At 59.4% G+C, this 12,674-nt stretch carries 7 protein-coding genes and 1 pseudogene; 2 read left to right on the top strand and 6 right to left on the bottom strand.

Going from position 1 to position 12,674, the window contains the following annotated elements; genetic code table 11:
- Positions 1 to 1,764 precede the first annotated feature (1,764 nt).
- From MESCI_RS28380 to MESCI_RS28370, 3 genes and pseudogenes are all read right to left on the bottom strand, one after another.
- Positions 1,765 to 4,086: a S9 family peptidase gene (locus tag MESCI_RS28380; RefSeq protein ID WP_013533398.1), complete on the bottom strand. Its 2,322-nt coding sequence runs from the start codon at positions 4,084 to 4,086 to the stop codon at positions 1,765 to 1,767.
- A gap of 140 nt (positions 4,087 to 4,226) precedes the next feature.
- Positions 4,227 to 4,853: a hypothetical protein gene (locus tag MESCI_RS28375; RefSeq protein ID WP_174299070.1), complete on the bottom strand. Its 627-nt coding sequence runs from the start codon at positions 4,851 to 4,853 to the stop codon at positions 4,227 to 4,229.
- A gap of 180 nt (positions 4,854 to 5,033) precedes the next feature.
- Positions 5,034 to 5,213 (bottom strand): annotated as a pseudogene (locus MESCI_RS28370) (hypothetical protein); the annotation flags it as partial.
- A gap of 1,114 nt (positions 5,214 to 6,327) precedes the next feature.
- Between MESCI_RS28370 and MESCI_RS33320 the strand changes: the two are divergent.
- Both MESCI_RS33320 and MESCI_RS33315 read left to right on the top strand, forming a co-directional pair.
- A complete protein-coding gene (locus MESCI_RS33320; RefSeq protein ID WP_366216864.1) occupies positions 6,328 to 6,855 on the top strand; it encodes a transcriptional regulator domain-containing protein in 528 nt (175 codons plus the stop codon).
- A gap of 28 nt (positions 6,856 to 6,883) precedes the next feature.
- Entirely contained in the window at positions 6,884 to 7,135 is a 252-nt protein-coding gene (locus tag MESCI_RS33315) for a DUF2285 domain-containing protein (RefSeq protein WP_366216862.1), read from the top strand.
- A gap of 1,004 nt (positions 7,136 to 8,139) precedes the next feature.
- Here the strand turns inward: MESCI_RS33315 and MESCI_RS28360 are convergent.
- The 3 genes from MESCI_RS28360 to MESCI_RS28350 form a co-directional block, all read right to left on the bottom strand.
- Positions 8,140 to 8,904: an HAD-IIA family hydrolase gene (locus MESCI_RS28360; protein WP_013533395.1), complete on the bottom strand. Its 765-nt coding sequence runs from the start codon at positions 8,902 to 8,904 to the stop codon at positions 8,140 to 8,142.
- 503 nt (positions 8,905 to 9,407) lie between these two features.
- On the bottom strand, positions 9,408 to 10,883 hold the full coding sequence (locus tag MESCI_RS28355; protein WP_013533394.1) for an NAD-dependent succinate-semialdehyde dehydrogenase: 1,476 nt from the start codon (positions 10,881 to 10,883) through the stop codon (positions 9,408 to 9,410).
- Between the two features lie 1,166 nt (positions 10,884 to 12,049).
- Positions 12,050 to 12,310, bottom strand: coding sequence for a hypothetical protein (locus MESCI_RS28350; RefSeq protein ID WP_150111241.1), 261 nt, complete (start codon positions 12,308 to 12,310; stop codon positions 12,050 to 12,052).
- Between the last annotated feature and the right edge of the window lie 364 nt (positions 12,311 to 12,674).

The raw sequence follows: 12,674 nt of genomic DNA, 5'->3' as shown, positions 1-12,674 counted from the left end.
AACCGTGATCATGGATGAGTTCTTCCCAACCGGTGGCGTCGCAGTGCTCTTGCACATAGGACCGCAGCTCTCGTGCCAACTCGGAAGCCCTTACGGAACAATGAGATCGCTCTGACAGAGCTGTGTCAGATGTCAAACATCGTCGCGAAAGCGACAACGAGTGCACCCTGTGATCACCGGAACAACCTCAAGCCCTATAGCTGACACCGTGCAGCTCGCGATGAACTTGGTTGGCCGCCGACATCTTCGCTCCGGAACGCTTCACGCATGCGAGTCAATGGCAGCCACCATGATGTGATGGACGAGTGAGCGACTAAGACCGGCTGCACCTGTGGGTCTAGCCGGCGGCAAAAACCGGAGCCAGGCAAGGAACTGGGGCGCCGCTTGGGCAATCTGAGGGTTGCCCCAAGGCCTGCCGCAACCTTGGCCTGCACGGTCCCCTTCATTGGATTCTTGAAGTCTGTCGATCAAGCCAGCAAGCTGTTCGGGCGAACGCAGTGGACTGGTCCCCATGGCAACTTGGGGTGATGTCGGGGCCGCCGTCCGATATGCGATACGCGGGTCAGGAGGGGCGGTAGAGCCCAATGGGAGAAAATTCCCCCAGGAGACCTCCCGATCACTGACCTTATAGCGCCGCGCTACGACAACTTGCCCACAACCAGCGTGCAATCCACCGCGGCGCCCACTGCCCCTCAAGGAAAATCTGGCACGGGTCTCACGAGCCGATCACGGACTTGAAATCAATTGCGTTGGCCTGCACAGGCCGAGGTGGCTGTCGCAATGCGGATGCGACGGCCTGGACGCGTATTGCGCGCGCCTTCTACTCTCGACAGTGCCGATGGCACACGGCTCGACGAAATGCCTCTATCGAGGTCTGGTGCGCTCAGCGCCGGTGCCTTGCCAGCTGGCATGATGTTTCGACATCCGTGGGGGCGGGCAGGGGAGCACAATCATGCCAGCACTTCTCGTGACTGGCGCGGACGAGGCTGAGTGGCGCGGATGAGGCTGAGTGGCGCGATGAAAGATCATACGATTACTCCGCTGGTCTGACGCCGTGAATGGGCTTAGGAGTTTTTAGTACGCGACCAGCAGTCCACCGTGATGTGACCGCTGCAACCCAGTAGGCCACCCACCTGGTCTCACCAACCCTTTCTCAACGTAGTCGCGTCGGCCGGCGACCTGTCGCGCTGGCCTGTCTTATTTCGCCGAGTCCTTTGGGCGAAATTCGGTCGTATTCTGGTCTCCGCTCTGGTGCCTCCATGCGCTGCCGGTCATTGCAGATGTCAAGATCCTTGGTGACAGCGCCGTTCGAGCTCTCGCATTGCCTGCGGTGCGACGGTCCTGCTGCCGCCCGACAAGGGCCGGCATGTTCTTCTTCACAAAGGGGAGCATGCTCCCAGCTCGGCGTCTCTGGCGCCGATATGCTGCAAGCCTGTCAACCTCCGTACCGAAGCGATCTGGCCCGAGAGGCTTTTGAAGCACTGCAGCTCGCGAAGGCATTCAGCGTCGACCCCTGTGAGCTCATTAAAACGCCGCGCGGGCATCGCATAAAAAAATCAGCTGTGGCGGATGTGGGAACTTCGGACGGCTCTTACGATGCATGCGCCTCCGGGCGGGCCTCGTGAGAAGGGACCCGCCTTTCTTCGGCATTTGGTCTCGGTCACCGGTGCAGCGCCAGCCACAAAGATCCCGTGGACAGTCAAAAGGGGCATTAAAGATGACGTCGCGGGACGTTAGTCGGATGGCGCGGCATCCCTAGCTGAGTCATTCTTCTAGATCAAACAAGTCGTTCCAGTTGGGCGGGGTCTGACCTAGAATGTTCCGAACGAAGAAGTCCAGGAGTTTGTGCTCGGTGTAGATGCCTAGCGTATAGTGATCGGCACCAGGCACATAGACCATTTCGAAATCTTTTCCTGCCTTGACGAGCCGATCGGCAAGCTGGAACGAGGAAAACGGATCGACATTATCATCCATTTCGCCGACCGCGATCATCAGCCTGCCCTCTAGCCTGTAAGCATTGTCAACGGCGGAGGATTGGGAATATTCAATCCCGACCGGCCATCCCATCCACAGTTCGTTCCAGCAGATCTTGTCTATCCGGTTGTCGTAGCAGCCGTTTTCAGCAACTGCGACCTTGTAGAAATCGGCATGAAAGAGCAGTGCGCTGACCGCGCTCTGGCCACCGGCGGACGCGCCAAAAATTCCGACGTTGGATGTGTCATACCACGGATATCGTGCGGCCGCGGCCTTGTGCCACAGAATGCGATCGGGAAATCCTGCGTCCTTCAGATTTTTCCAGGCAACATCATGGAAGGCGCGCGAGCGGTTGTTGGTACCCATGCCATCGATCTGAGCAACGACGAAGCCAAGCTGCGTGAGCGGCTCCGTCCACCCCGAGAAGGATTTCGGGACGAAGGAGCCGTGGGGCCCGGCATAGATATTCTCCACCACCGGGTACTTCTTGCTCGGGTCGAAGTCGGCTGGCAGGTGGATCACGCCCCAGACATCGGTCTTGCCGTCGCGCCCCTTGGAATGGAAACTGAGCGGCGGCTGCCAACCGGCGGCGACGAGCTCGGAAACGTCGGCGGTCTCGATCTCCTTGAGCTTGGCATTGTCGCTGGCGCGGTAAAGTGCCATGCGCGGAGGCAGATCGATGCGTGACCAGAGATCGACATAATAGCGCCCGTCGGGCGAGAACTCGATATGGTGGTTGGCTGGATCGGGCGTCAGTGCAGTCAGCCCCTTGCCATCGAAGCCGATGCTGTAAGCATGAACGAAATAGGGGTCCTCCTCCGAGTTCATCCCGCTCGCTTCGAACCAGATCTGTCGCTTGATCGGATCAATATAATCGACCCTCCGGACGACCCACTCACCTCGGGTGATCTGGTTTTCGAGCGCGCCTGTCCGGCCGTTGAAAAGATACAGATGCTCGTACCCGTCGCGCTCGGATGCCCAGATGATCTCCTTCCCGTCATCGACATCGTAACGGAAGATTTTTCCGGTACCCTCCTGGCTCGCTCCCAGCGGCGGATAATCAACGAATGTCTCACTGGTCTCCTCGATCAGGGAGCGAGCGCGGCCCGTGGCGGCGTCTACCTCGACCAGGCGATAGAGCTGATGCCCGCGCTGGTTATATTCGAAAGTGAAGCCGCGACCGTCCGCCCACCACTGGGGAGGGGAAAGTTCGAAGACGTTCGAGAATAGGGCATTGTCAATCACGATCTGGCGCCCGTCGGCAATGTCAAACAAGACCGGCTGCGGCAGCGGAAGGACATCGCCCGGCTTGCGATAGGGCCTTGTTGAATATTCGCGCCCCAACTGGTCCGTCGAGGAATTGAGGTAGGGGACCTCCCGCTTGTAGCCGGGGCGAACACGGTAAGCAGCGAGGTGGCGCGAGTCCGGCGACCAGCTTAGCGTCGAAACGACGTAGCAATTGTCTTCGGCTCCGTCTCGGCTCAGAGGGACATCCCGCAATCCGTCCTCGCTGCGCAGGAAAACATTACAGTGTTTGATGTAGACGATCCATTTTCCGTCGGGCGACAACCTGCTACTGTCGGGGTTGTTCTGCACCGGCACGTAGTTGTGGCCGAGCGGCCAAAGCTCCCGGTTGTCCGAATCGAATGTGGTGTTGGTACACTCATAGCTTGCAAGATCGCAGCTCCACCGGATGTCTTCAATCTGGAAGCCGAGCCTGCGACCATCGTCGCTCAGTTCGAAATGGTCGAACGGAAGATGGTCGGCGTGGTACAGGTTATGGCTCGCCCTGTTTAATGCCGCCGCCAGACGAGACTGATCGAAGGCTGGCCGCTGCATGCCCGTGGCAACATCGACCAGCATGAACTGGCGCTCGCCATGGCTAGTCCGGCGGTAGACGAACGCGTCGGCTCCATTCGGCCAGAAAGGCACCTCCGGGACATTGACGGTGAGCCCGCCATATGAATCGTTGATGGTAAGTGCGCGCTCGAAATCGGCCGGCGCTAGCTGCGGATGTCCACCATTTGAACCTACAGCCAGCGCCTCAGCGGTTGCCCATTCCGACGCACCCTGAATTGATGGCGCGACCGTCAAAGCGCGGGTTCTGTGCATTTCCATTTACTCTTCGGTTTTCGGAATTCGTATTTTGGATGTGGCTGTCACCGCCAGTCTACGGCAGCGCCAAGTCTGAGGACGTGTGTGCGGATGAAGCAGAAATGCGCCTATGCACCCGTGACGAGACTACGCCTCGGCTACTGGCCTCTTCCTTTTCTGCATCTGGTGGTCTGGGCATAGCCTAGACAAAGGAAAAACCTCTCCACTTTCGCTGCACGAACATCATTGACACCGAGGTGCGGCGCAAAAGGTGTGCCAATGAAAGAAACACTTAAAACCAAAGCAATCGGTCCAACCGGCTTTGTCGCATCTCCAACATTGTCGTGCAGCGGACAGTGCCAATCTGTGCGCGCCGGATTGTGAAAGTGGACCGCCGTCGTCAGCGATAACACCGACCCGAGTGAGGCGAGACGAGCGATTGCCAAGCATGGATTTTCCTGAGCGATCTGTAGCGCTTGCTGCCTGGCCGCATCCAGCCCCAGTTGGCCCCGACCTGTTCTCAAGAATTCCGAGCGAAACAGGCCTCCGGATGTTGATCTCATGCTTTGAGCGGCGTCTCCCCGGCTTAGCTTCCTCAGCCGGCCTTTTTCTGGCGCTGGGTTCGACGTCGCAGACGCGTCGAACGGCCAGGGGAGGTCCCTGACGCGACCGGCGGCAAGCGCCGCCCACTTGAACAGGCAGGCGATATGCGGAGAGCCGTTCGAATAGGCGGTCTTGTTGTCCTTGAAAATGCGCCGGAGAGCGGTCTCTGGTGATGCAGCCAAAAAACCGGATCCAGCTCTCGAGCGCGGCAACCGGGCAGGCGGGCTGCGCCGAGGCGGATCTCGACCTCGCCCGCCGGTTCAGAACTTTTAAAGCGAAGAGACAATAGAGCTTGCCACGGCTATTCCGCCGCCTCGTCATCGGCACATAGTTGAAAATAGGCCCAAGCCAGCGTTCGAAGTCGACGATTGGGCGTGACAGGCACAGCCGGCGAAAGCCTCGCGGCGAAAATGCTCCTCGTCGAAACGCAGGCCCTGGATCTGCGTGCCCATGGCGCCATCGAGGACCAGAATGCGCTCGCGCTCGGTCGTGGCGAGCGCCGCAAGCACTTCAGGGTCTTTGCTGACTGGCCTTCTGTCCACTCAAGTGCCCGTTCGCCGTCTACGTCTTCAAGCCAAAGATGGGGGTTATCGTCGGGTGCGTTCAGGGTTGGGCGGAAATCGAACTCGGTCATGTCCCGATAACCGGACGAGTGAAAGCGCAAGCGCAACGGTTTCGGTCCGCTCGGGAATGCTCAGTGCTGGCCGGGGCGTCCGCATTTTCGACAAGCTTGATCATCAGAAGGTTCTTCTCAGTTGGCTGGCCAGAGTGCTCTTGCGCACAGGACCGCATTTGCCGTGCCAACTGTGAGATCGTTCAAAAACAATGCGATGAGTCTAGTAGGGCTGTGTCGCATGTTCGACATCGTCGAGAATCCCACAACGAGCGCGGATCAAGCTCCAACGGTGAGTTCCGCGGCACAGTCAGAACTCAAGCTGTGAACCTCACACACCTTGGCTGGACCGCAACATCTTCGCCAGAACGCTTAAATGCTTGCGGATCCAATTGGCCGACGACACCCCCAGTCGATGGCCACTTGAGCGACCGAAGCGTCTAGACACCGGAGCGGCAAAAGTCGGATAGGGCTCCGTTTGGCCGATCTGATGGTTGGTCAAGCCCCTGCCATAACGCTTATCCCGGCCGCCGCGCTCCACGTGCACGCCGCTCGCAAAAGCTCGGCGTGAGCACCACCTCAAAGCCATTGCCCCTCGCCGGTGTCCTTTTGCGGTCCGCTGAACCCCCCGGCTTACCTGTATAGCTATACAGGCTGCCGTAGCCTGAAACTTGGTCTCCAATGGCGGGGAACTTCCCCCAGGAGACCTCCATGGCTACGCTTATATCGCTGGCGCTACGACGACCTGCGCACAATCAACGAGAAACCCACCGCTGCGCCACGCGGGCTTCAAGGAACGTCAGGAATGCGGCGCAGGAACCGGCCACTGGCGGCGAGCCAACTCACTTGGCCCGCTCGGGCCGTGCTGGCTGCGCTGGTTCGGTCATGTCGCCGCTATTTGCCGGCGTGTTCGGCCCTGAACGGTGCCGGCCGCAACAGCTTCGACGAAACGCATTCGTCGAGGTCTGGTGGCCCCTGCGCCGGTGCTTTGCCACCCGGCATGATGTTTCGACGTGTCTGGGGGCGGGCAGGGGAGCAAACTGATGCCTGCAGTTCTCGTGAATGGCGCCGATGAGGCTGATTGGCGCGACGAAAGATCTTATGATTACACCTCAGCTCTGACGCCGCGCGAATGGGCCTGGGAGTTCTTACGCCGGAATCCAGCATTCCAGCCTGATGTGACCACTGCAAGCCAGCAGGCCAATACTTTGTCGTACCGACCTTTTCTCAATGTGGTCACGGTGGCCGGCGAACTGTCACGCTGGGGTGTTCTGTTTCGCCGAGTCTCATGGGCGCAATTCGGTCGTATTCTGGTCTCCGCTATGGTGCGCTCATGTGCTGCCGGTCATTGCAGAACAGCTGTCCGCGTGGTCGGGCACAGCGCCGTTCGAGCTCTCGGCATTGCCGTGCCGTTCGACGGTCCTGCTAGCCCCCGACAAGGGCCAGCATGTTCTTCTTCGGGATACCGAGCATACGCTCCAACTCGCCGTCTCTGGCGCGGATATCTTGCACCCCGTTTGCCTCCGTACCGAGGCCATCTGGCCCGAGACCCTTTCGAAGCACCGTCTTAGGGCGATCGAGTCCCTCAATCGTCTAAATGTGGGCCAACAGCTTCCTGCCCGCTTATTCCCGCCAGAAAAACGGGGTCCCCGTTTGACCTTCGTTCTTCGGGCGCTCGACGGCTCGCTTGCTGGGGCGTCACATCGCGAGCTCGCCGAAGCGCTGATTGGTCAACAGCGCGTCCATGCCGACTGGAGGGATCCTCGCGATCATCTGCGCGATCGCATTCGCCGCGCTGTCTCTCGTGGCCGCGCCCTCATGCATGGAGGGTACAGGGATTTCCTTCTTTGAGAAGGGACGGTCCGCCCTGTACATCAGCCGGCGAACAGTTCGGAGCTAGAACCGGTCACCCCAGTTCGCCCGGTCGACTTGGCGGGGCAAGGCCTTAGGTGCGCTCTGGTCGAGGCGTCAGCCGATGCCGAGAGGCACGTTTGAAAACGTTCCATAGGTGACAATGTCGAATGCGCAACAGAGAAAAAAGCTGCCGCGACCGGTATTTTAGAACGCTTTTTGCCTTGGCACGATACATGCTCGCTCAGCAAAACGAGCGGACTGGGTGGTTCCCCCCCGCCACGAAGGTCGCGGACTTACGCCACCTCCCAGGGCGTACCCGGCCCGGCAGCGAGCTCTGTCTCCTGCCGGGCATGCCGCTCAGACGTAGTCGCGTTTAGAGCTTAAAGTTTGAGGCCCATTTCGCGTCCGGCTATGCGGGCTGGTGGCTGTAGGTAGTCGAGGCGGCGGAACTTGCCAATGCGTCTGCCACGGATAGAAAACGAAGCGCAAGGCCCCGAAATCGTCGAGCGCGTCGTTGTTGCTTCATGTTCACGGCAGCGACTATTTCGGCCATCGTTAACTCGAGGATCGCTTTTCAAGTAGTGCGGAAGTCTCACTACGCAGCGTAGTCTTAGCACCTCATAGGCTCTCCCATCGTCGTCGGTACATGCGATGGAGCGGCGAGCGCGGCAGGCGGAGCCTGGAGAGACAGATTCCGCACATCGCAAGGCCGCTCGGCAAGCGCGATGCTCTAAGCCCATTTTTGCGGCAGGCGCATTGCCAACTCCCGTTCAAAGTTGTTCGAATCGCTTTGATGAGGGCTCGCTATACGCAGCGGCCGAGCCGGCCCTTCCCAGCAACGGCAGACCGCCGGCATGGCTACGTGGGTGTAGTTCGACTAACTTGTCATGCTTATCACTTCTTTTGCGGCCAGCTTTCCACCAGATTGCGCTGGGTTGACGGCCCGGAACGTAGAAGGAGCACGTTCAGGCTTGGTGTCGGGGTGCCTTCGGCTTGTTGGTTCAGATGATCTGGCCCAGATCCGCAAGGCAATCGACCACGTAATCCGGTCTGAATGGAAACCGCTCTATGTCAGCCAGTTTGGTCACCCCAGTAAGCACAAGGGCTGTTTTCAGGCCCGATTCCAGCCCTGCGAGCACGTCGGTATCCATGCGGTCCCCGACCATGATGGTATCGACAGCTCGCACTCCCAGCCGGTCGAGCGCATTGCGCATCATGAACGGGTTCGGCTTCCCGACGAAATAGGGCTGACGGCCGGTGGCCTTCTCGATTAGTGCTGCGACTGCCCCGCACGCCGGATGGAAGCCTCGTTCGGTCGGGCCAGTCGCATCCGGTTTGGTGGCGAGAAAACGCGCTCCCTTCGCCACAAGCTCGGCACCAGTTGCGATCTGCTCATAGTGGTACGAAATTGTATCCCCGAGGACCACGAACTCGGGCGAAAACTCCGTTATCCGGCAGCCTGCCTGCCGCAGAGCCTCAACCAGACCGTGGTCGCCGATGACATAGGCAGATGATCCGGGCTTTTGCAGTTCCATGAACCGCGCAGTGGCGAGCGCCGATGTGTAGATGTGCTCTGGCTGCACGGCGAAGCCAACCGCTCTTAGACGCTCGGCATGATCTTCGGGTGTGAAGCGCGAGTTGTTGGTGAAGATCTGAAACGGCTCACCCGTGGCGATTAGCCCGGCCACATAGCCGACCGAGCCAGCAATCGGTTGGCCGCCGCGGACCAGGACTCCGTCCATGTCGAGCAGATGCGCTGTAATCATTGGATATCAACCCTCGATGTCTTTCGTGCATGCACGGCCTGAGCACGGCTTGTGTCACTGAATCTTCTCCAGGCGAGAATGCCGGCGACTGTACCGATTGAGAGCGATGCGCGAAGGGCGCCCAGTTGGCCGTGCGGCAATAAGGAGGTTGCGGCGTAAACGTGTCGGGCGCACCGCTCGCCGTGCCGACGCCCTGCGCCGTCGGCTGCCGACATTCGCTGCGTCAACGCAGCTGATGGACAACGCGTCTCTAGTTCCCAGCGAACCACTAGCCTGGCGAGACGTGCCGCGCTTGGATCAGGATGAGCAACCTGCCGTCCGCTTGTGGCACCTTGCCTCGTCGCTGTAGAGGCGGTTCACGTAGCGCGGCGTCTAGATCTCACTTAAGGCGCGCAGGCCAGGGGCGCGGTGAACGACCCGAAACCAGCCGGAAGAAGGTTCGCCAAAGCGTTCGATCATCCCTTTGGTTCATTCTGCGCCTGAGGCGGCCCATCCCATAGAGATCAGATGCCGCCCATGCAGAGGTATTTCATTTCGAGGTAATCTTCGAGCCCGTGGCGGGAACCCTCTCGCCCAATGCCGGACTGCTTGATGCCGCCAAAGGGCGCCGCTTCCGAAGACATACGCCCCGTGTTGATGCCAACCATGCCGTATTCCAACGCCTCGGCAACGCGCCAGACACGCTTCAGATTGGAGGCATAGAAATAGGCGGCGAGGCCGTAGATCGTGTCGTTGGCCTCACGCACTACCTGATCCGCATCGTGGAAGCGAATGATCGGAGCCAGCGGCCCGAAAGTCTCCTCTTGCGCAACCGCCATGCTGCTGGAAATTTCAGTGAGGACTGTCGGTTTGAAGAAGGTCCCATCCTTGCCAATACGTTCGCCCCCGCATCGAATTGTCCCACCCTTGGCAACGGCATCTGCGATGTGGGACTCGATCTTGGCCAAAGCATGCAAGTCGATGAGCGGTCCGACGTCCACTGCCGGAGCGAAGCCGTCGCCGACCGACAAGGACCGGGCTTTCTCCACGAACTTTTCGACGAACTCATCGTGAACGCTCGATTGGACGTAAAGCCGGTTCGCTGAAACGCAAGTCTGGCCGGCGTTGCGGAACTTCGCCTGGATCGCGCCGTCAACCGCAGCGTCGATGTCAGCGTCGTCGAAGACGATGAAAGGCGCGTTGCCGCCGAGCTCGAGACTGACCTTCTTGATCTGGTCCGAACACTGGCGCATGAGCAGCCGGCCAACCTCGGTCGAGCCTGTGAAGCTGATCTTTCGAACCTTGGGGTTAGAGCAAAGCTCGCGTCCGACGTCATCACCTTCAGATGCATAAACTAGGTTGACGACGCCTTCGGGAAAGCCGGCCTGGTGCGCGAGGGCGAACATTGCACCTGCCACAAGCGGCGTCTGTTCAGCAGGCTTAAGCACGATCGCGCAGCCCGCCGCCAGCGCCGGCGAGATCTTTCGCGCCACCATCGACGCCGGGAAATTCCAAGGCGTAATCGTGCCGACCACACCGATGGGCTGCTTGATCACCAGCATGCGACGGTCTGTCGACGGCGCGGGGATCGTCTCGCCATAAGTGCGATTGGCCTCTTCGGCGTACCATTGCAGATACGCGGCGGCGTGCGAAACCTCGGACCTGGCTTCGGCAATGGGCTTGCCCATCTCTGCAGTGAGTATCGCGGCAAGATCGTCGGTGTGGTCAATGATCAGCTGATGCCATCGCCACAAAGCGTCACTGCGTTCTCGGGCGGTCAGCCCCGCCCATTCTGGCTGCGCCAGGTAAGCCTTGTCGATCGCAGCGCGCGTTTCTTCCACACCCATGTCGGGAAGCACCGCCAGCACTTCGCCGCTCGATGGATTGATGACTTCGAATGTGCGCTCGCTAACCGGTGTGCCAAGCGCCGGCAAGCGATCGATGGCGCCAAACAGGTCCGGGGATTTCAGGTGGCGGATCATCGGTAGGCATAGGGGCATACCGGGTTCCTCTTAAACGCGGCGGATGAGTTGTCGAGCGGCGTCGATGTCTATTCCGCACCTGCGGGTTCCTTATAGGGCCTCCGCCAGACGGCTAGTAGACCATCCCCGAATTTGAAAGGGCGAATTGCTCAAGGCTTTTAGTTTGGTTGGTGGTCTCATTAGGAGACAAACCGAACAGTCGATATGGGCTTGCCCAAGCGCAGGTATTTCGTGGCGGTTTTCCGCTCTGCGTCTACGCCGCAGGGGCCCACAGTGAAGGTCACATCTTGGAAGCCGAAGCCATCAGCAGTCTCGGCATCCCTCAGTGGCCGGACGGATAACCTGCGCTACTTGGCGCAACCGGCTCCCTCGGCGGTCTGGCAGAGGTTCGGACGGAGCCGGAGTCCATCACATGCAACTCGCTCGTATTGGCGTTGGCGAGCTCACCTTGTCACCTTTCGACGTGCGAGACGGCAAGCGGGCGCCGGACATATCCGATGACGTGCCGTCCATCCGCCGGCGCAGCATCCTCCAGCCGCTATTGGTCCGAAAAACGGCAGTCCAGACCCTTTCGACATCGTCGCGCCACTACGCCGCAAAGACAAATCGCCGATGAGCGCAAGCCGGGAAGACCTGCGCGCCATCATGAACCGGCGACGATGTGGCCGCTCTCTCACCCTCGCTAATCGAGAACATCGGGTGAAGTCGCGCAACGGGTTCGCCCAGTTGTCCAAGGCAGGCGCCGCCGTGGCGCAATCGGCAATACCTACCGCCGCGAGATCGGGGCCGAGAGAGCGCGCTATTTGACGCTAGCGACCAAGGACGGGTAGAAGGAATGGCTGTCGCTGTTCAACAACCTACGCGCCGCGCCGCGGGCCGAATGGAGGCATGGCTGATCGGGACAGTTGATGCCACCGAAGTTCGCGCTGTTTGCGATCTATCCCCGCCAGATCCTCCTCGATCTCTTTGGCGAGGAGAGCTATTTCACCGCCGACGTCGATACGGCGATTGCCAGGCGCCAGGCAGGCTATCTCGACGCCGGACGGTCCGATGTTGTTGTTATGGACGCCAATCACTGTTCCATTCCTGGGAGTACAAGACGATGCCGCAGACGAAGGCGGCACAGCCCGCCTACAATTGGGTTCATACCATCTGCCAAGTCATTTGCGGTTTCTCGGCTTCTTTCAATGGAAAGGCGCACCAAGAGCGGGGCATACCTCAATACAAGCGTCGGCAGCCTTCAACATACGTTCACTTGGGTTAAATCCTGGCAGCATTTGCCCCAGGATCATAGCGTTGAGGAACAGCGAACCGCCCAGACGCGGATGAGACGTGTGCCCTATCGCCAAGCTGTAGTTTGAAGGCCTACCACCATAGCGGAATGCAATATTCCGCGCATTTGAGAGGCCAGATACACCGCGTTTCTTTTTACCTTCAGCACTCATTGTTTTCTCTTCTGCTTATGCTCATCGAGAGATGGGTAACCAAAAGACAAGAAAAATTATGCAGTAAATTACGCCAACGTAACCAACCGCGTATGCTTCCGTGCTCGTTCTCTTCATCCTTTCCGGCAGAGAGAACGCAATTATCCTTTGAGTTCCTTCCCGCTGAAACCTTCCGAAGCTTTGACTTCGCTGTCCGGCAACAAGGGGAAACACCTCGCTCGATGTTGCCACCTCCAATTTGCAAAGGCCGTGCCAACACCTCGGCGCCCAATAAGCGCCGTTTGCTTCGACGGTGCTCAGATATAGTTTGTAGTGAACCTGACATTTTGCCTGCCGCAGAGTCGCGCTCGTTGACGCTCATTCC

The organism is Mesorhizobium ciceri biovar biserrulae WSM1271, assembly GCF_000185905.1.
Taxonomy (GTDB): domain Bacteria; phylum Pseudomonadota; class Alphaproteobacteria; order Rhizobiales; family Rhizobiaceae; genus Mesorhizobium; species Mesorhizobium ciceri.
Note: the sequence above shows the minus strand (reverse complement) of the source record. Positions and strands in the feature narration are given on the sequence as shown.

Bases quoted from the DNA above. Each gene is read 5' to 3' on its own strand.
- MESCI_RS33320 (WP_366216864.1), top strand. From the start codon at position 6,328: ATGCCTGCAGTTCTCGTGAATGGCGCCGATGAGGCTGATTGGCGCGAC.
- MESCI_RS28350 (WP_150111241.1), bottom strand. From the start codon at position 12,310: ATGAGTGCTGAAGGTAAAAAGAAACGCGGTGTATCTGGCCTCTCAAAT.
- MESCI_RS28380 (WP_013533398.1), bottom strand. From the start codon at position 4,086: ATGCACAGAACCCGCGCTTTGACGGTCGCGCCATCAATTCAGGGTGCG.
- MESCI_RS28355 (WP_013533394.1), bottom strand. From the start codon at position 10,883: ATGCCCCTATGCCTACCGATGATCCGCCACCTGAAATCCCCGGACCTG.
- MESCI_RS28360 (WP_013533395.1), bottom strand. From the start codon at position 8,904: ATGATTACAGCGCATCTGCTCGACATGGACGGAGTCCTGGTCCGCGGC.